The sequence below is a fragment of the Rhizobium sp. BR 249 genome, from assembly GCF_047445895.1.
Classification (GTDB): domain Bacteria; phylum Pseudomonadota; class Alphaproteobacteria; order Rhizobiales; family Rhizobiaceae; genus Rhizobium.
This window is the reverse complement of the sequence record NZ_JARWKX010000007.1, coordinates 113,696-132,458: the sequence shown is the minus strand read 5'-3', so window position 1 is coordinate 132,458 and position 18,763 is coordinate 113,696. Positions and strand designations below refer to the sequence as shown.

The window sequence follows — 18,763 nt, the reverse complement described above, 5'->3', positions numbered from 1 at the left end:
TTAGAGATTTTGCCAAAAGGGCGCTTTTTATGATCACGGCTTCCCTCGCTTACACGATCCTGTCGAAGGATATGACGTCGAGCCTCAACAAGGTTGCGGCGCAGTCGACGGTCAAGAAGGATGCCCAGTACTACGCGGACAATATCAACAAGGTCACCTCGGTCGACGACTTCCTCGGCGACTACAAGCTCTACAGCTATGCGATGAAGGCCTACGGCCTTGAGGACATGACCTACGCCAAGGCCTTCATGAAGAAGGTTCTCGAGAGCGATCTCACCGACCCCAACAGCTACGCCAACAAGCTCTCCGATACGCGCTACCGCGAATTTGCCGCCGCCTTCAACTTCAACGCGCCTGAAAAGGACGTGCAGACGGATGCGCAGGAGGATGATCTCATCGGCCTCTACAAGCAGTCCTTCATCGATGCCGACAAGGCGGCGAGCGCCGAGAGCACCTATTACAGCAACAATATCGACGCCGTGCAGACCGTCGACGATCTGGTCAACAACACAAGGCTGCGCACCTATGTGCTGAAGACTTTCAAGATCGATCCGACCTATGCGTCGACGGATTTTCTGCGGCAGGTGCTGACGAGCGATCTCAGCGACCCCACGAGCTTCGTCAACACGCAAGGCGGCGACAAGTACAAGGCGCTTGCCGCCCAGTTCAGCTTCAACGCCGACGGCACCGTCAATGGCACCGCCCAGACCGCCGCTCAGAAGGCTTCGGTCATCGAGACCTACACGCTGAACTCCCAGTCCGTCATCATCGACAATTCGGTCGGTTCGGATGTCGTCTACGTCAGCAAGACGGCGGCCGACTACAACAAGGCCTATTACACAGCTAAGATCGGCACGATCACCAATGTCGACGATCTGGTCGCCGACAGCCGCCTGACCTCCTATATCAAGACGGCCTACAGCATGGGCGCCGATTTCACCGCGGCCGCGCTGAAGACGGTGCTGACCGATCCCGGCTATGCCCAGCTGATGGGCTTTACCAATGTCTATAACGCTTTCAACTTCAATGCTGATGGTTCGACCTCGAACACGGTGCGGGCGCAGTCGATCGATCAGGCGAACAAGCTGACATCGGCGGCGTCGAGCACCACCAATTATTACACCCTCACCTCGCGATCGAGCAGCATCACCAATGTCGACGACCTGCTCGCTGACGGCGTGATGGCGCGCTACATCAAGGATGCCTACGGCCTCGGCGTAAACTTCAGCAATGCCGAGCTGAAGAGCATTTTGACGGATTCGGCCTATGCTGCGGCCCAAGGGAAGGCCGGCCTCAATGCCGACTTCAACTTCAATGCCGATGGCTCGATCAACGGTTCGCTGATCCAGACCGATACGCAGCTCAAGTCGACCACCGACAAGTCTGCGGCGAATGCAACGCACTTCAACGGCATGATCGGCAGCGTCAACAACGTCGACGACATCATGTCCGATCCCGTTGCCGTCAGCTATATCAGAACCAGCATGCAGATCGCGGACAGCGTCTCCGATGCGACCTTGAGGACATTCCTCGTCGATCCGGCGGCTGCCAGCGCTCAAGGCTACAGCGACGTTCACGAGCTCTTTAATTTCAAGACGGACGGGTCGGTCGCTACCCTCTATGCTTCGCAGAGTGCCGCACAAAGCGCGAGCACCGCCAGCAAGGCCGATAATGCTGCGGTCTATTACCAGTCGACGATCGCGGGCATCTCAAATGTCGATCAGCTGCTGGCGGACCAAAAGTTGAACAATTTCGTCCGCAACGCCTATGGCGTCCCATCGACGGTCAGTGACGTCGATCTTCGTGCCATCCTCACCGATCAGAGCGGCACCGGCACCTATGCCGACGTCGCCGCCGCCTTCAACTTCCAGGTGGACGGTTCGCTCGAGGATGGCATGGCGGCGCAGACGGCCACCCAGATCAGCAACACGAAATTTGCAGCCGCCGCACGCACGGATGACTATTCCTCCCGGATGGCGACGATTACCAACGTCGATGATCTCATTGCCGATCCTGCCATCACCAATTTCCTGAAGAGCACCTACAACCTGCCGACCAATATCTCGGACGCCGACCTGAGGAGCATCCTGACCGATCCGGCGGCCGCTTCCGCAGCCGGCTACGCCGATCTGAATGCCGATTTCAACTTCGCCGCCGACGGGTCGCTTCCGGTTGTCAGCTCGGTCCAGACCGCCGCCCAGGCGCAGACCACCAACGACAATTATGCAGCGCGCTATGACGACGAGCGCGATGAGGCGATCGACGAGGTCGCGGACAATTACAAGAGCATGATGGCCGACAGCACCAGTCTGCTCGATTTCTCCGAGATCAAGAGCGTCAACGATTTCCTGCGCACCAATTCGGCGGCGGACTTCACCAAGAGCAACGACAATCTGCCGGATCTCTTTCATGTGGCGCTGCAGGCCTTTGGCCTGACCGATCAGGAGGTATCGCGCTCGATGATGCGCAAGATCCTGACGAGCGACGCATACGACCCGAACGGCTATATCGCCTCCCTCAAGGACGAGCGCATCACCAACCTTGCTCGCGCCTTCAATTTCGGCCCCGACGGCAAGGCGGCGTCGCCCTTCCAGGCGCTTCCGGACGCCACCATGGCCAAATACGCCACCGACTACAAGTCGCATGTCACCATGCTGCTGAAGGACGGTCCGGTGAAGGACAAGGCAGCCAAGGATGCGACGGCCGAGGTCGATTATTTCGCAAAGGGCATGGCGAAGGTGAAGTCGCTCGACGATTTCCTCGACGACAGCCGGCTGACCGACCTGGTGCTGAAGGCGAACAATCTCGACCCGAAGGATTACGACAAGGCCACGCTGAAGAAGATCTTCACCTCGGACCCCGACGACAAGAAGAGCTATCTGAACGACAAGGCCGATGCGCGCTTCAAGGATATCGTCGCCGCCTTCAACTTCGACAAGGACGGCAATCTGACCCGCGCCAAGATTGGCGCCGTCCAGAACAAGGCGGCCGAGGATCGCACGCAGCAGCTCTACCTGCAGCAGACGCTGGAAACCCAGGAGGGCGAAACCAACGACGGTGTGCGCCTGGCGCTCTACTTCAGCCGCAAGGCTTCGAGCATCACCTCGATCTATTCGATCCTCGGCGATAAGGCGCTCTACCAGGTCATCACGACCGCCTACAGCCTGCCGTCGCAGATTTCAGGCATGGATGTCGCCAAGCAGGCCGATCTCATCAACCGCTTCGTCAAGCTGGAGGATCTTCAGGATCCGAAAAAGGTCGACAAGCTGCTGAAACGCTTCACCGCTATGTACGACGTCCAGAACACCTCGCAGCAGTCGCCGGCGCTGATGATCCTGACCGGCGGTGGCACGCAGCAGGCCTGATGGCGCTGACGGTCAGCCTCGCGGATCGAGGCTGACAACCTTCCCCGGATTCATGATATCAGCCGGATCGAAGGCGCGCTTGATGCGGCGCATCAGTTCGATCTCGATTGCCGGGCGGATCGCTGCCAGTTCGTCGCGCTTCAGCTGGCCGATCCCGTGCTCGGCCGAGATCGAGCCGCCATGAGCAAGCACCAGCCCATGCACGATATGGTTCATTTCGCGCCAGCGGGCGATGAAGGCCGCCTTGTCGGCGCCGACCGGCTGCGAAATATTGTAATGGATATTGCCGTCGCCCATATGGCCGAAGGCGCAGATGCGGGCGCCCGGCATTGCCTTCATCACTGCCGCTTCCGCCTCGGCCATGAAATGCGGGATCTTCGACACCGGCACCGAAACATCGTGCTTGATCGACCCGCCTTCCGGCTTCTGAGCATCCGACATGCTTTCGCGCATGTGCCAGATGGCTTTCTGCTGTGCCACGGATGCGGCGATTGCGGCATCCAGCACCAGCCCGGCCCCGAAACCCTGTTCCAACAGGCCGTTCATCATCCGCTCCGCGGTCTCGGCCGAGTCCGAGGTCGAGATGTCGATCAGCACGTACCAGGGATAGGCCGCATTGAGGGGATCGCGCACACCCTCGATATGACGGGTGGTGATCTCGACGCCGAAACGCGGCATCAGTTCGAAACCGGTGAGCGAGGCGCCGCAGAGGCTTGAGGCAAGGTTGAAAAGGGCAAGCGCATCTTCGACCGAATTCACGCCGGCAAATGCCACCTGATGGCCGAGCGGCTGCGGGAAGAGTTTCAGCACAGCGCCGGTGATGATGCCGAGCGTGCCTTCGGCGCCGATGAAGAGGTCGCGCAGGTCGTAGCCGGTATTGTCCTTCTTCAGGCGACGTAACCCGTCCCAGATCTCGCCGGTCGGCAGCACCACTTCGAGGCCGAGGCAGAGCTGGCGCATATTGCCGTAGGCAAGCACGGCCGTGCCGCCGGCATTGGTCGAAAGGTTGCCGCCGATGCGGCAGGAGCCCTCCGAGCCGAGCGACAGCGGAAAGAGCCGCCCATGCGCCTCGGCCGCCTTCTGCACTTCGGCCAGGATGGCGCCGCCATCGGCCACCAGCACGTTCGCCACCGGATCGACATCACGGATACGGTTCATGCGCTCGAGCGAGAGGATGATATCGCACTTGCCCTCGCGCGGCGTCTGGCCGCCGACGAGACCGGTATTGCCGGTCTGCGGCACGATCGCCGTTCCGGTTTCGGTCGCGAGCTTCATGATCGCGGAGACTTCCTCGACCGAACCGGGCTTCAACAGGAGAGGGGAGGAGCCGTGATAGAGCCCTCGGTTTTCGACCAGATGCGGCGCAAGATCAGCTTCGCTGCGAAGCGCGTGTCTGCCGCCGACGATGGCTGCGAAGCGGTCGAGATGTTCGGTGGAAATGCTGGGACTGCTCATCGGGCGATTCTCCATCCTCATTCTCGGCTTCAGTCGCGGGGGGCGGCAGCCCGCTGCAGGCGGTCGTTGATGGCCTCGCCCAACCCTTCTTCGGGAATGGGCGAAAAGGCGATGCTCGACGCGCCGCTGGCGTCGGCCCGCTTCATGTAGTCGAAAAGATTTGCCGCTGCCTCGGCAAGATCGCCGCGCGGGCTGAGATCGAGAACGATTCGCGCGCCGTCCGCGCCGGAGACGGCAGGGCCGCCGAAGGTGATCAGCGCTTCTCCGGGTTCCGCCGCCGTCGCGTTGAGACGCACCGACGCCCCCGGCGCGTAATGCGAGGCGAGCATGCCAGGCGCCTCGATCGCCGCCGATGCCGTCCTCGGCCGCAGCAGCCGCTGGCCTGCGACGCGCTCGATCTCGCGTGCCGCCAACCCGCCGGGGCGCAGCAGCCTCAGCCGGCCTTCCTCTACTTTGACGATCGTCGATTCGACGCCGACCGCACTTGGACCCGCGTCGAGGATCAACGGGATTTTCGTCCCCAGATCGGCTTCGACATGGGCGGCGCTCGTCGCGCTGATCCCGCCCGAGGTGTTGGCGCTGGGTGCGGCAAGCGGATGTCCCAAAGCGCCGATCAAGGCACCCGCGAAACCCATCGGCACACGCACGCCGACGCTGTCGAGCCCGGCGGTCGCCAGCGAGTGGATCGGGCTGTCAGGCTTCAGCGGCAGCACGAGCGTCAGCGGCCCGGGCCAGAAGGCGATGGCGAGCGCCCGCGAGACCGGGTCGAATTCGGCATGCTCTTCAGCCATCTCAAGATCGGCCATATGGCAGATCAGCGGGTTGAAGCGCGGCCGTCCCTTGGTCTCATAGATGCGGGTGATCGCCGCCGGATTGGTGGCGTCGGCAGCGAGGCCATAAACGGTCTCCGTCGGGATGGCGATGGCGAAGCCGTCGGCCAGCGCGGCCGAGCCCGCTTCGAGCGCTGCCTGCCGATCCGTCCTGATGTCGATGATGCGTGCCATATGCTGCCCGTGTCTGGTTCCGGCAGTCATTAGGCTTTCCGCCGCCCGCGATCAATCGCCTTGTTCGCCTAGAGTTGGCGGATGATTTCGCGCAGTTGTTCGTTGCGGGCGCCAAGCAGCAGGATGTTGCGGATCGCCGCCTGCGGATCATGGGTGCGGAAGAGCAGCCCGTTGCCGCGCACCGACCGGTCGATGCTCATCTTTTCCGAGGAATCCTCGCCCGGTTTCATCGCGACGGCAAAATACATCCTGGAATAGCCGACATCGATGCGTTCGAAGAAGTTGTCGTTGTCGCCGATATCGGAATAGAAATTGGAGATGTAGAAGGCCCAGCTCACCTCTTCATAATGAGCGAACTTCGTGCGTGAGGCGGTGACGTGGCAATAGCCGAGATGCGGGCTGTCCTCCAGCGTCCGGTGGAAGATCATTTTCGGAAACTGGATCGAGTGGTGAAAGCCGTTGATGTGCTGATGCGTCTTCTCGCCGGCCACCTGCAGCTTGCGGCCGGTTTTTGCGGCGACCTCGTCATGGGTGAGGTAACGCCTTTCCTCCGCCAGCCAGTGCCGCCGCTCGCGGGGGATGCGGCCGGTGCGCAAGAATTCGGAATGGGCGGCAATCGGCTGCCGTTCCTGGAATCTGGTCGGGTCTTTCGCATCGAAATAACGGAGTTTGACCATGGTTCGCGTTCTCCGGTCGGCCTGCAATCGTGAAGAAGATAGGACGGTATGCTTAAGGCGGTGTTAAGAAGCGGCCGGGGCTTTTTCAGGAACAGGGCAAGCGCCGTCAGATGTCGCAAATAAGACAAATATCGATATCCCGCACCTGATCTCCTCGCGGAACCGGCCTTTACGCCGCGTCTTAACTGGCGATAATTGCCGGGAGAGTCGGGCGATACGATCGACCGGGATGAGCCGCTTGCGCCTTGCTGCATCCTGTCGCCAATTTCGAAGCCGATGTCGCATTGTAACCAAGCGGCGGTCATAGCAGGTGATTAAATGACCCCATGAACAATTCTCCTGATGGAGAGGAAGCGGTCTCGCTTCCGCCGGCCTTCTCTCTCGAAGGCGGTAGCCCGGTGCACGAGGACATGAAGATGGATATTCGCAGCAACGTTTTACGTCAGCTCAAGAACCGCCGCGAGGGATTCAGCCTCGAGCAGCCGTTCTACACCGACGAGGATTATTTCCAGCTCGACATGGAGATGATCTATTATCGCGACTGGCTGTTCATCGGCCATGATTGCGAACTGCCGAAGGCGGGAGCCTATTTCACCGTCCAGATCGGCAAATATCCGGTCGTCATCGTTCGCGGCCGCGACAATGTCATTCGCGCCTTCCACAATAGCTGTCGCCATCGCGGCTCGCGCGTCTGCACCAAGGAGCACGGCTCCTCCGTGCGTCTCGTCTGCCCCTATCACCAGTGGACCTATGATCTCGACGGCAAGCTCGCCTTCGCCCGTCACATGGGCGATGATTTCGACAAATCGGGCTTCAACCTGAAGCCGGTGCATTGCGAGAGCGTGGCAGGCTACATTTTCATCTGCCTCGCCAACACCGCTCCGGATTTCCAGCCGGTGCGCGACAAGATCGAGCCCTATATGGCGCCGCACGGGATCGGCGAAACCAAGGTCGCCTTCCAGAGCACGATCATCGAGAAGGGCAACTGGAAACTCGTCTGGGAGAATAACCGCGAGTGCTATCACTGCGCCGCCAATCACCCCGAACTCTGCCGCACCTATCCCGAAGCGCCGAGCGTGACGGGCACGGATGGCGGCGCCGATGATCCCGAAATCGCCGGCCATTGGGCGCGCTGCGAGGCCGCCGGCCTGCCGAGCAAGTTCCAGATTTCGCCGGACGGTCAGTTCCGCACCGCCCGCATGCCGCTGATCGAGGATGCCGAAAGCTACACCATGTCGGGCAAGCCCGCCGTCAAGCGCCGGATTTCCGACGATATCTCGATCAACCGTATCGGCACCATGCTGCTCTTCCACTATCCGACGACGTGGAACCACCTGCTCGGCGACCACGCCATCTCCTTCCGCGTGCTGCCTCTCAATGCCAACGAGACGGCGGTGACGACCAAGTGGCTCGTCCACAAGGATGCGGTCGAAGGCGTGGATTACAATCTGGAAGAGCTGACCCACGTCTGGACCGAGACCAACGATCAGGACCGCCGCATCGTCGAAGAAAACGCTTTCGGCATTCACTCGCCCGCCTATGAGCCCGGCCCCTATTCTGCCGTGCATGAAGGCGGCGTCATGCAGTTCCTCGAATGGTATTCGAACTTCATGGTGAACCGTCTGCAGGGCGATCAGGCGAAAATCTCTGCCGTGGCGTAGAGCGCTGACCGGTTAATGTCCGGTTCAGTTCGACTTCTCTAAAAGGGAAAGCAGCCGGTTCCCGGCTGCTTTCGGAACCATTCGGGCGCGAAAGCGTTGCTGAGCAGGCGGTGTCCGCTGTTGAATGGGAGAGAGAAATGATCGGGCTGAGAAACAAGATCGCGACCGCAGTTCTGGCTGCCGCCGTCGTTCTGACAGGCTTCGTGCCGTCGCAGGCAATGCAGATGCCCACCGCCCCGCAGATGGAAAAACCTTCCGCGGTCGAGAACGTCCAGTACCGCCGCTACTATCGCGGCGATTATTACCGGCCCGGCTATCGCCCCGGCGCCTACTATCGCCCTGGCTATTACGGCGGCTATCGCGGATATAGCTACTACCGCCCGGGCTATCGCCGCTATAATGGCTACTGGTATCCGCTCGCCGCCTTCGGCGCAGGCGCCGTGATCGGCGGCGCTATCGTCGCCCAGCCGCGTTACGTCGAGCCCGCGCCTCGCATGGGGTCAAGCCATGTCGCCTGGTGCGCCAACCGCTACCGGTCTTATCGCGCTTACGACAATACCTTCCAGCCCTATAACGGCCCGCGCCAGCAGTGCTATTCGCCGTATTGATAGGTCCCGAATACTGCTTCTCACCCTGACCCTCTCCCCGAAAAAAAACGGGAGAGGGGACGTGTCAGACGCGAAACAAGCGGCCGTCCTGCGAAACTCAGTGAACGACGGTGATCACCGAAATGCCAGCTTCGTCGGCGGCACGGATAAGCGCTGTGCGCGCGACCTGAGCCGGAATTTCCCCATGAATGGCATCCCGGCACGCCCTGATCGCAATAAGATATTCCTCTCCATCGTCGATCGGCCAGCCAACCGTCAGCATCTCGGCAGCCTGCCCGAGGGTTGCAACAAGCTTGTATTTTTCCGGCCCACTCACAACGAGCATCAGAGGGGCAAACTCTCCGGATGTGCACCATTTCATGACATTAGGTCTCCCCACGGTAAATACATTAGTAACCGTGCAAGAACCGTTCCGGGCGATGCGGCTGGCGCTGCGTGGACAGAGATGGCGTCCAACTGCAGGGAATTTATTGAAGCCGCGGGCTTGGTTGTGGTCCCAGGGTCAAGCCCTGGGATGGCGGAGTGTGAGGTGAGCCCTGTGGGAAACGTCGCACCTCATGGCAGAACGGAGTTGCCCAGCGCTTACTCCTCCGTTCACCCTCAAAGAATATCCACCCGCCTCAGCAGCCACCAGGCAAAGACGATCGATCCTATGATGAGGATGACGGCATATTCCGTGCCGTAGTCGCCGATGGCGAAGGGCAGGTTGGCCGTGTTCATGCCGAAGAAACCCGTCACGAGGGTCGGCGGCAGCAGGAACGCCGTCATGATCGACAGCAAGTAGAGGTGGCGGTTGGTCTCGGAGGACTGCTTCGAGTCGATTTCTTCGTGCAGCAGGCGCGCCCGGTCCTGCAGGGCATAGATGTCGTGATCCACCGTCTCCAGTCGGCTCGTTAGCCGCCGGGCGACATCGTCGAAGCCGAAGGGCATCTCATCCTCGTCGGCTGCCGCCGCCCGGCGCATCAGCGCCAGCACGGTGCGCAGATGCCGATGCAGCCGGACCACGGTTCGCCGCACTGGCGCCAGGCGCCGGCGCTCGTCGCGCGGTGCGTTGTCGTAGACGATATCCTCGATCAGGTTCAGCTCTTCCGTCAACTCGATGACGATCGCGATCAGCGTGCGCTGGAACTCGATCACCAGCAGTTCGAAAAGATCGACCGGAAGCGCGAACTTGCCCGGATTTTTTTCGATCAGCGCGCGCGCCCGTTCGACGCTGCGCAGCGGCTGCAGCCGGGTGGTGATGATGAAGCGGTCGGACATGGCGAAGTGCAGCCAGCCGAGATTGTTGGTGTCCTGGGCGAAATCCCGCTGACAGTCGATGAGCGTGCCGTAGAGCATCTGCTCGTCGACGGTGATTGTCGCATGCGTGTCACGCGTTGTCAGCGCCGATTTCGCGTCCTCCGTCAGCCCGTCGAGCGTGTCGAGCAGGGCCGGCACGCGCGCATCGGCAAGGTTGAGGTGCAGCCAGTAGAAACAGTTATCGCCGGTCAGTTCCGCCACCGTGGCACTGTTCGTCAGCCGCACCGCGGTCTTTTCGGTGGGTGAAAAGCGATAGGCCCAGACGAAACCGGGTATGTTGACGGGCAATGTGTCCATTGTTCGCCGGTCCTTTGCGAAGGCGATTCATTCCTGAGCGCATCGCATCGAACTCGATTCACGCGACGGGCTTTAGCCGTTTGTCTTGTCATGTCTTTACCCCGGAACCGCTGCGCGCTTCCAGGCGACATGCTTTAGAGATTCTCCATGACGTGCATTTGTGCAAGGGTGCAAGAGCAAAGCGCCATGTCAGCTGATTTATCGCATGGGGCTTCAAGAAATCGAAATTGACGTTTACGTAAAAATCAATTAGCCGTGGCGCTGGAGAGGTCTGTCATGCGCAGGCCGGTCTGCGGAGGAGAAAAGCATGTACAAGGCGCCCGTCGAGGAAATCGCGTTCACGTTGAAGCATGTAGCGGGCATGGGCGAGGCGATTTCGAAAGGGCTTCTCGGCGATCTCGGCGAAGACCTCGTCGACGCCATCCTGGCCGAGGCGGGACGTTTTGCCACAGAGGAAGTGGCCCCGCTCGCCGACATCGGCGACCGCCAGGGCGCCCGCCTGACCGATGGCGAGGTCAGGCTGCCGGATGGCTGGCGCGATCTCTATCGCAATTGGATCGCCGGCGGCTGGAACGGCCTGACGGCGCCCGAAGCATTCGGCGGCCAGGCCTTGCCGCATATGCTGAATGTCGCAGCCCTCGAAATGTGGAATTCCGGCTCCATGGCCTTTGCGCTCGCCCCGACCCTGACGATGGGCGCGATCGAAGCGGTCAGCACCCATGGCAGCGACGCGCTGAAAGACAAATATCTGGAAAAAATGGTGTCGGGCGAATGGAGCGGCACCATGAACCTGACCGAACCGCATGCCGGCTCCGATCTCGGCGTCCTGAAGGCGCGCGCCGAGCGCCGCGCCGATGGCAGCTACCGCATCTTTGGCCAGAAGATCTTCATCACCTGGGGCGAGCATGACGCGGCCGACAACATCATCCATCTGGTGCTGGCCCGCCTTCCGGATGCGCCGGCCGGCACACGCGGCATCTCGCTTTTCCTGGTGCCGAAATTCCTGGTGAACGACGACGGTTCGCTTGGAGCCCGCAATGATCTGTTCTGCCACTCGCTGGAGCACAAGCTCGGCATCCACGGCTCGCCGACCTGCACGATGATCTACGGCGACGGCAAATTCGGCGACGAAAAGGGTGCTGTCGGATGGCTGGTCGGCGAGGAGAACAAGGGGCTCGCCTGCATGTTCACGATGATGAACAATGCTCGTCTTGCCGTCGGCATGCAGGGTGTTGCGGTCTCGGAGGCCGCCACCCAGAAGGCCGTCGCCTTTGCCAGGGAGCGCACGCAGGGCAGGGCGCCCGGCTGGACCGGCGCCGGCATGAGCCCGATCGTCGAACATCCTGACGTCGCCCGCATGCTGCTGACCATGAAGGCGCTGACGCAGGGCGCGCGCGCCATCTCCTATGCCTGCGCCCATGCCATCGACATGTCTCACCGGGCAAGCGAGGGCCGCCATCATTGGCAGGAGCGCGCCGCCCTGCTGACGCCGATCGCCAAGTCCTTCTCGACGGATGCCGGCGTCGAGGTCGCCTCGCTCGGCATTCAGGTGCATGGCGGCATGGGCTTCATCGAGGAGACGGGTGCAGCGCGTTATCTTCGCGACGCCCGCATTGCCCCGATCTACGAAGGCACCAACGGCATTCAGGCGATCGATCTCGTCACCCGCAAGCTGCCGCTCTCCGGCGGCGATCAGGTGAGAGGCTTCATCGCCGAGCTCAGGACGGTCGCCGATGATGTGCGTCACTCCAATCTCGATGGTTTCGGTCAAACGGCTGCAAGGCTCGACGCTGCCATCGCCGACCTCGACGAGACCACTGCCTGGCTGTTGAAGATGCTTGCCGATGGCAGGGCCGCCGAGGCGCTCTCGGGCGCCACGCCCTATCAGCGCCTGTTCGGGCTCGCGCTTACCGGTTGCTACCTCGCCAAGGGCGCTCTCGCCGGGAGTGCCGATGGCGCAGGCGAAGGCCGAATCGTACTTTGCCGTTTCGCCGCCGAAAATCTGCTGGCGGAAACCGCAGCCCTTCGCGACCGGGTCGTCAATGGCGCAGCCAGTCTCGCCGCCGCCCGCATCCTGCTTGCCTGAGGAAACACAATGACCGATCATATCGTCGTCGAACAGCCTTCCGCCCATCCCGGCGTCCAGCTCATCCGCTTCAACCGGCCGGAAAAGAAGAACGCCATCACGCGGGCCATGTACCGTGTGATGACCGATGCGCTGAATGCGGCGAACGCCAATCCCGAGATCCGCGCCACTGCCTTCCTCGGCACCGAAGGCTCTTTCTCGGCCGGCAACGACATGGGCGATTTTCTCGCCGCGGCGATGGGCGGCGGCCTGGGGGAGGAACTCCTCGATTTCCTCTATGCGCTGGTGAATGCCGAAAAACCCATTGTTTCAGGCGTCGACGGACTTGCGATCGGCATCGGCACCACGATGCATCTCCATTGCGACCTGACCATCGCCTCGGATCGAAGCCAGTTCCGCACTCCCTTCGTCGATCTGGCGCTGGTGCCGGAGGCGGCCTCGAGCCTCATCGCGCCGCGCCTGATGGGGCATCAGCGCGCCTTCGCCCTGCTTGCGGCGGGCGAAGCCTTTTCGGCTGAAGAGGCGAAGGAAGCCGGTCTGGTCTGGAAAGTCGTCGAACCGGGTGAAGTCGATGCCCTGACGCTTGCCACCGCAGCCCGCCTCGCGGCCAAACCGCCGGAAGCGCTGCGCATTGCCCGCGATCTCATCCGCGGCGAGCGCAGCGAAATCATCGCCCGCATCGACGAGGAGGCCCGACATTTCTCGGCGCGTCTCAAGAGCGCCGAGGCCCGGGCGGCGTTCGAAGCCTTCATGCGTCGCTGACGCCGGCGGCCTCGACGCCTATTTTTCCAGCGTCGCCACCACCTCGACATGCGAGGTCCAGAGGAACTGGTCGATCGGCGTCACCTTGGTGATCCGGTAGCCGCCCTCGACGAGGATCGCGAGATCGCGCGCCAGCGTCAATGGATTGCAGCTGACGGCCGCGATCTTCTTCACCGCCGAGCGCGCCAGTTCCTTGCACTGGAACTCAGCGCCCGCACGCGGCGGATCGAAGACGACGGCATCGAAAGGCTTGAACTCCTGCGTCATCAAAGGACGGCGGAAAAGATCGCGCTTCTCGATGGTGACGGGTTTCAGTCCCTGCGTGTTGCGTGCGGCGTGGTCGAGCGCGGCGAGCGCCGTGCCCTCCGCCTCGACGGCGTGCACGCGGCCGATCCGCGCCAGCCGCAGCGAAAACGTGCCGGCGCCGGCAAAGAGATCGGCGATCCGCTTCGCCTTGCCGGCATGGGCAAGCACCAGCTCCGCCATCGCCTCTTCCGCCGGTTTCGTCGCCTGGGCAAAGCCGCCCGGCGGCGGGGAAACCTGGACACCGCCGAAATCGATGAGCGGCTTCGAGGGTTCGACCAGGATCTCGCCATTCACGGTCACGCGGGCAATGCCGCGCAGGCTGAGTACGGTCTCGATCGCCTTTCGCCGCTGCTGGTCGGAAAGTTTCTTCACCTCGTCGGCAGCGACATCGAGGCCGGAGAGAGTTTCGAGCACCGCGACCCGGAAAGGTTCGGCATTGGTTGCCAGCGAGGCCGCAATCGCCTTGATCGCCGGCAGCCGGGCGATGATCCCTGCCGACGAGATCGGACATTCCTCGATCGCGACGATGTGGTGGCTTTCGGCCTGGTTGAAACCGATCAGCATGTCCTTCTCGGTCTTACGCGCCGCAAACACCACGCGCCGGCGTTCGCCCGGCCGGGCCGGAACCACCTCGCCGACTTCAGGCGTCAAACCCTTGGATTTCAGCGCATCGATGACCAGTTGGCGCTTGAAGGCGCGGTAGGGGCCGTCTGTCAGATGCTGCAACGTGCAGCCGCCGCAGGTGCCGTTGACGCCGTCAGGACCGAAATGCCGGCAGGGCGGTTCCTGCCGCTCGGTTGAAGGCGTCGTGATCGACATGATCGTGCCCTGGTTCCTGACGCGGGCGATTGCCACCGTTTCCCCGGGAAGGGAGAAGGGCACATAAACAGGTCCGCCGGCATTGCTTGCGATGCCGTCGCCCTGGGCGCCGAGTTTTTCGATCGTGACGGTTTCGGTGCTCACGGTTTCAATCCTGCCAGAAGGAATTCCTGATTGCCGTCGCCGCCGGAAATCGGGGAGGGGATGAGGCCATGGCTTTTCCAGCCCATGTCCTCGATGAACCAGCGCTCCAATTCCGAGGCGACGGCCGGAGCGGAAGCGGGATCTTTCAGCAAGCCGCCCTTGCCGATCGCCTCGCGCCCGGCCTCGAACTGCGGCTTGACCAGCAGGACGGCTGTCGCGCCCGGCTCGGCGATATCGAGCGCCGGCGCCAATGCGAGCTTCAGCGAGATGAAGGAAACGTCGGAAACGATGAAGGTGGCGGAATGGCCGATATCGTCTGCCGTCAGGTTGCGGGCGTTGAGGCCTTCCTTGTTCGTCACGCGCGGATCGCCCGATATGCGCGGATGCATCTGCCCATGGCCGACATCGATCGCGGTGACGTGCGCAGCACCCCGCTGCAGCAGCACCTCGGTGAAGCCGCCTGTGGAAGCGCCGATATCGAGACAGTGATGGCCGCCAGGGTCGAGGCGGAAATGATCGAGGGCTGCGGCAAGCTTCAGCGCTGCGCGCGAGACATAGTCCTGCGCGGGATCATCGATCTCTATTGCCGCGTCTTCGCCAAAGAGCGCGCCGGCTTTCGTTATCACCTGGCCGCCGATCCTGACCGTGCCGCGCTGCACGGCGTCGCGGGCCCGCGAGCGGCTGGAAAAGAGGCCGCGGGAAACGAGAAGCTGGTCGAGGCGGTGGCTGTTTTGATCGGACATCGGCTGTGAATGACCGGCAAAGCGGCTGCTTGCAAGCATTTTGTTCCCGAGAGCGTCATTGACCCTCAAAAGCTTTCGGCGATAATCCTGCCGCGGCAATCGCGGGGCGGCCGCAGGCAAGGGGGTGTTTCATGATGAAGCTCTTCACTCTTCTAGTCGCGGCGGCGGCGATTGCTTCGCCCGCGCTTGCGAACGATACGATGGCCGAGGTCAAGACCGGCGGGCTGATTTTCGCCCAATCCGACGATGTCAGCATGGCGGAGGAGGATCTTTTCATCTCCGCCTCGGAAGTGCGCGTCGGCTACGTCTTCGAGAATATGTCCGACAAGGACGTCGAGAGCCTGGTTGCCTTCCCGATGCCTGACATAACAGGCCAGGTGGACAACAATTCAGCCATATCGGACTATGACAGCGATAATTTCCTGCATTTTTCCACCGTGCAGGACGGCAGGCCGATCACCGCCAAGCTGCAGCAGCGCGTCATCTCGCTTGGCATCGACGTGACGGACGAGTTTGCCAAATACGCCATTCCCGTCCTGCCCTACAGCCAGAAGACCGCCCAGGCGCTTGCCCGGCTTCCTGAAGCCGTCCGGAAGGACTGGATCGCCCGCGGCCTGATCTATCCCATGAGTGGCGGCGATGCTGCCGGCACTGGTGGGAGCGATCTCGTGCCGCTCTGGACGCTGCGCTCGACCTATTGGTGGCGCACTACTTTTCCGGCGAAGAAGAAGGTCAGCGTCGAACATCGCTACCAGCCTGCCGTCGGCGGCACGGTGGCCATCAGCTTCCTCGAAAATGGCGAGCCGAAGGGCGAGCGCTTCCGGGAATATTCCCGCAAATACTGCCTGGACGGAGATTTCGTCAGGATCGCCCAGCAGCGCGCCGGGGAGGCCGAGGCCGGCGGCGCCAATTATACCGAAAGCTGGATCTCCTACGTGCTGTCGACCGGCGCCAACTGGGTGGGGCCGATCAGGCGCTTCCAGCTGACGATCGACAAAGGCAAACCTGGCAACATCATCAGCTTCTGCGGCAGCAACGTTCAGAAGATCGGTCCGACGACCTTCCGGATGACAGCGGAGGATTTCGATCCCGAGAGGGATTTCGATATTCTGATCCTCAATTCGCCGGAAGCGGAACCGAAGACGCCTTGATTTAAGCAACTTTAATCATGACTTGGGCCGCTGCTGCTCCGCCTAATTTAAACAAATCTAAAGCTCGCCCGCATAGGTTCGGTTCGATTGCAGCGGTTCGTTTGAACCGCTTCGTGCCATGAAGGCGCAAGGCGTCTCCCCGCCGATCATGTTCCTAATTCAGAAGGTCCTGCGGTTGCGCTTCAGGCGCGACCCGCCTTCGCCGCGTTGACTGTCGTCAGGAGAAATTCACCGATGTCCGCTAAAAACATATCCTTGAACGGGAAGCTTGCGGCCACGTTCGCAGCCCTCATCCTCATCTTCGTGTCCGTTTCCGCCTTCGTTTATTCCAAGGCGACGGCATCGGCGGCCGCTTCCGCCGAGCAGGAAAAGTCCGAGCTGCTGGTCAACCAGATCGACGATGCGCTGCAGGCGATGCTCGAGCAGGCCGTCAATCTGCGCGGCTTCATTCTCTTCCGCAGCGATAGCACCTACGGCGATATCTTCGCTAACCGCGAGCGCATGCTGAAGGCGATCGCCGCCGCCAAGCAGACGGCCGCAGCCGAACCGCCACTGGTCGAAATGATCGACGGCATGCAGAAGGCTGCCGACCTTTATTTCCATGAGCTCGCCGAGCCGCAGACCAAGGCGCGCAAGGAAACCGACATGCCGATCGAGGAAGTCGTCAAGATCGGCGTCAACGCCACCAAGGGCCAGCTCGACGGTTTCCGCCAGGCTTCCGCCAAGATCAAGGCCACCGCACGCGAAAAGTCGAATGCGCTCGCTGCGCTTCGGGCCGATGCCAACAGCGATCTGGCGACGACGCTGCTTGCCGGTGGCATCCTTGCCTCGCTTGCCGCCGCCGTTCTCGCCTGGCTCATGTCGCGCACCATCGTCCGCCCGATCGTCGGCATGACGGCTGCCATGGATCGCCTGGCCGGCGGTGAAAACGATATCGAGGTTCCGGCCACGGACCGCGGCGACGAAGTCGGCCGCATGGCCCAGTCGGTGTTGGTCTTCAAGCAGGCCGCGATCGAGAAGCTGCGCCTTTCCGGCGAGACCGACCGCATGCGCGACGACGCCGAGCGCCAGCGCCGGGCAACCGACGAACAGAAGGCTCGCGAGGAGGGCGAACTCCGCTTTGCCATCGACGCTCTGGCTGGCGGCTTGGCCGGCCTTGCCGAGGGCGATGTCGCCGCGCGCATCCACACGCCGTTCGCGTCGCAGTATGATAGCCTGCGCAACGACTTCAACCATGCCGTCGAAAAGCTGCAGGCGGCTCTTCAGTCGGTCGGCCACAACGCCTCGGCGATCAACGCCGGCGCCGGCGAGATCCGCTCCGCCGCCGACGATCTTGCCCACCGCACCGAGCAGCAGGCTGCCGCCGTCGAAGAAACCGCAGCAGCGCTCGAGGAAGTGACCACGACGGTCCGCGACAGCGCCAAGCGCGCCGAGGATGTCGGCAATCTCGTCGAGCGTACCCGCGTCGGCGCCGAAAAATCCGGCGAAGTCGTCCGCAAGGCCGTCTCCGCCATGGAGCAGATCGAGAAATCCTCGGGCGAAATCTCCAACATCATCGGCGTTATCGACGACATTGCCTTCCAGACCAATTTGCTTGCTCTCAACGCAGGCGTCGAAGCAGCGCGCGCCGGTGAAGCCGGCAAGGGCTTTGCCGTCGTCGCCCAGGAAGTGCGCGAGCTCGCCCAGCGCTCGGCCAATGCCGCCAAGGAGATCAAGGCGCTGATCACCAATTCCGGCACCCACGTCCAGACCGGGGTGTCGCTGGTCGGCGAAACCGGCAAGGCCTTGGAAGCGATCGTCGCCGAAGTGCAGGAAATCAACCACCACGTCAACGCGATCGTCACCGCCACGCGCGAACAGTCGATCGGCCTTCAGGAAATCAACACCGCCGTCAACAATATGGACCAGGGCACGCAGCAGAACGCTGCAATGGTCGAAGAACAGACCGCGGCAAGCCATGCGCTCGCCCAGGAAGCAAACGCCCTCGACGAGTTGCTGCATCAGTTCAAGTTGGGCCAGGTGAGCGCCGCTGCCGCCGCACCGCGCGCCGCCGCCGCCACCTCCCGCCCGGTCGCCTCACCTGCCCGCGCGCTGACCCGCACCGTCGCCAAGGCTTTCGGCGGCAGGCAGGCAAGTGCTGCGGCTGCGGTTCAGGAGGAGTGGACGGAATTCTGAGAGCGTCGCTTTCGGAAGGGGCGTAAAATGCAGAGGGCGGCGCAGAGATGTGCCGCCCATTTTAATTGAGGGATCTGCTCGGCGGCCCCCTCATCCGCCCTACCGGGCACCTTCTCCCCACTGGGTAGAAGGGGGAATCGAGACGTTGCCGCAAGTCCCTTCTCCCCAGCGGGGGTCCGAAGGACGGGCGAGACCCGTGGCTCGCCCCGGT

General features: G+C 62.2%; 14 protein-coding genes. 7 read left to right on the top strand and 7 right to left on the bottom strand.

Features of this window, described 5'->3' with window-relative positions:
- Positions 1-29: 29 nt before the first annotated feature.
- Positions 30-3,365, top strand: coding sequence for a DUF1217 domain-containing protein (locus QD408_RS09115; protein WP_414139079.1), 3,336 nt, complete (start codon positions 30-32; stop codon positions 3,363-3,365).
- Positions 3,366-3,377: 12 nt separating this feature from the next.
- On the opposite strand, the gene QD408_RS09110 is transcribed toward QD408_RS09115, so the two are convergent.
- From QD408_RS09110 to QD408_RS09100, 3 genes are all read right to left on the bottom strand, one after another.
- Positions 3,378-4,820, bottom strand: a complete 1,443-nt coding sequence (locus QD408_RS09110; protein WP_414139078.1) for an FAD-binding oxidoreductase — start codon at positions 4,818-4,820, stop codon at positions 3,378-3,380.
- A gap of 29 nt (positions 4,821-4,849) precedes the next feature.
- Complete coding sequence (locus QD408_RS09105) at positions 4,850-5,824, bottom strand: L-threonylcarbamoyladenylate synthase (protein ID WP_088680654.1); 975 nt, start codon at positions 5,822-5,824, stop codon at positions 4,850-4,852.
- Between the two features lie 68 nt (positions 5,825-5,892).
- Positions 5,893-6,501, bottom strand: a complete 609-nt coding sequence (locus tag QD408_RS09100) for a DUF6656 family protein (protein ID WP_414139077.1) — start codon at positions 6,499-6,501, stop codon at positions 5,893-5,895.
- Between the two features lie 416 nt (positions 6,502-6,917).
- On the opposite strand from QD408_RS09100, the gene QD408_RS09095 reads away from it, so the two are divergent.
- Positions 6,918-8,162 carry an aromatic ring-hydroxylating oxygenase subunit alpha gene (locus tag QD408_RS09095; RefSeq protein ID WP_414139120.1) on the top strand — a complete coding sequence of 415 codons (1,245 nt, stop codon included), beginning with the start codon at positions 6,918-6,920 and terminating at the stop codon, positions 8,160-8,162.
- Positions 8,163-8,299: 137 nt separating this feature from the next.
- On the top strand, positions 8,300-8,770 hold the full coding sequence (locus tag QD408_RS09090; RefSeq protein ID WP_088680656.1) for a BA14K family protein: 471 nt from the start codon (positions 8,300-8,302) through the stop codon (positions 8,768-8,770).
- Between the two features lie 97 nt (positions 8,771-8,867).
- Here QD408_RS09090 and QD408_RS09085 read toward each other — a convergent pair whose 3' ends face one another.
- A complete protein-coding gene (locus tag QD408_RS09085; protein WP_414139076.1) occupies positions 8,868-9,131 on the bottom strand; it encodes a DUF982 domain-containing protein in 264 nt (87 codons plus the stop codon).
- A 239-nt stretch (positions 9,132-9,370) separates the two neighbouring features.
- Positions 9,371-10,366: a transporter gene (locus tag QD408_RS09080; protein ID WP_414139075.1), complete on the bottom strand. Its 996-nt coding sequence runs from the start codon at positions 10,364-10,366 to the stop codon at positions 9,371-9,373.
- A gap of 307 nt (positions 10,367-10,673) precedes the next feature.
- Here QD408_RS09080 and QD408_RS09075 point away from each other — a divergent pair, with 307 nt between their 5' ends.
- Positions 10,674-12,452: an acyl-CoA dehydrogenase gene (locus QD408_RS09075; protein WP_414139074.1), complete on the top strand. Its 1,779-nt coding sequence runs from the start codon at positions 10,674-10,676 to the stop codon at positions 12,450-12,452.
- A 9-nt stretch (positions 12,453-12,461) separates the two neighbouring features.
- The gene (locus QD408_RS09070) at positions 12,462-13,214 is read left to right on the top strand and encodes a crotonase/enoyl-CoA hydratase family protein (protein WP_414139073.1); all 753 of its coding nucleotides are present in this window, start codon (positions 12,462-12,464) and stop codon (positions 13,212-13,214) included.
- 18 nt (positions 13,215-13,232) lie between these two features.
- Here the strand turns inward: QD408_RS09070 and QD408_RS09065 are convergent, their stop codons facing one another.
- Positions 13,233-14,483: a class I SAM-dependent RNA methyltransferase gene (locus tag QD408_RS09065; protein WP_414139072.1), complete on the bottom strand. Its 1,251-nt coding sequence runs from the start codon at positions 14,481-14,483 to the stop codon at positions 13,233-13,235.
- Positions 14,480-15,265, bottom strand: coding sequence for a TlyA family RNA methyltransferase (locus tag QD408_RS09060; RefSeq protein WP_414139071.1), 786 nt, complete (start codon positions 15,263-15,265; stop codon positions 14,480-14,482). Before QD408_RS09060 ends, QD408_RS09065 begins: the two co-directional genes overlap by 4 nt.
- A 92-nt stretch (positions 15,266-15,357) precedes the next feature.
- Here QD408_RS09060 and QD408_RS09055 point away from each other — a divergent pair, with 92 nt between their 5' ends.
- Both QD408_RS09055 and QD408_RS09050 read left to right on the top strand, forming a co-directional pair.
- Positions 15,358-16,377 (top strand): DUF4424 domain-containing protein, encoded by a 1,020-nt coding sequence (locus QD408_RS09055; protein ID WP_414139070.1) that lies wholly within the window; start codon positions 15,358-15,360, stop codon positions 16,375-16,377.
- A 234-nt stretch (positions 16,378-16,611) separates the two neighbouring features.
- Entirely contained in the window at positions 16,612-18,552 is a 1,941-nt protein-coding gene (locus QD408_RS09050) for a methyl-accepting chemotaxis protein (RefSeq protein ID WP_414139069.1), read from the top strand.
- Positions 18,553-18,763 lie beyond the last annotated feature (211 nt).

Coding starts and splice junctions, on each gene's coding strand:
- QD408_RS09090 (WP_088680656.1), top strand. CDS start 8,300: ATGATCGGGCTGAGAAACAAGATCGCGACCGCAGTTCTGGCTGCCGCC.
- QD408_RS09050 (WP_414139069.1), top strand. CDS start 16,612: ATGTCCGCTAAAAACATATCCTTGAACGGGAAGCTTGCGGCCACGTTC.
- QD408_RS09100 (WP_414139077.1), bottom strand. CDS start 6,501: ATGGTCAAACTCCGTTATTTCGATGCGAAAGACCCGACCAGATTCCAG.
- QD408_RS09105 (WP_088680654.1), bottom strand. CDS start 5,824: ATGGCACGCATCATCGACATCAGGACGGATCGGCAGGCAGCGCTCGAA.
- QD408_RS09095 (WP_414139120.1), top strand. CDS start 6,918: ATGGATATTCGCAGCAACGTTTTACGTCAGCTCAAGAACCGCCGCGAG.
- QD408_RS09060 (WP_414139071.1), bottom strand. CDS start 15,265: ATGCTTGCAAGCAGCCGCTTTGCCGGTCATTCACAGCCGATGTCCGAT.
- QD408_RS09080 (WP_414139075.1), bottom strand. CDS start 10,366: ATGGACACATTGCCCGTCAACATACCCGGTTTCGTCTGGGCCTATCGC.
- QD408_RS09115 (WP_414139079.1), top strand. CDS start 30: ATGATCACGGCTTCCCTCGCTTACACGATCCTGTCGAAGGATATGACG.
- QD408_RS09055 (WP_414139070.1), top strand. CDS start 15,358: ATGATGAAGCTCTTCACTCTTCTAGTCGCGGCGGCGGCGATTGCTTCG.
- QD408_RS09110 (WP_414139078.1), bottom strand. CDS start 4,820: ATGAGCAGTCCCAGCATTTCCACCGAACATCTCGACCGCTTCGCAGCC.
- QD408_RS09075 (WP_414139074.1), top strand. CDS start 10,674: ATGTACAAGGCGCCCGTCGAGGAAATCGCGTTCACGTTGAAGCATGTA.
- QD408_RS09070 (WP_414139073.1), top strand. CDS start 12,462: ATGACCGATCATATCGTCGTCGAACAGCCTTCCGCCCATCCCGGCGTC.
- QD408_RS09085 (WP_414139076.1), bottom strand. CDS start 9,131: ATGAAATGGTGCACATCCGGAGAGTTTGCCCCTCTGATGCTCGTTGTG.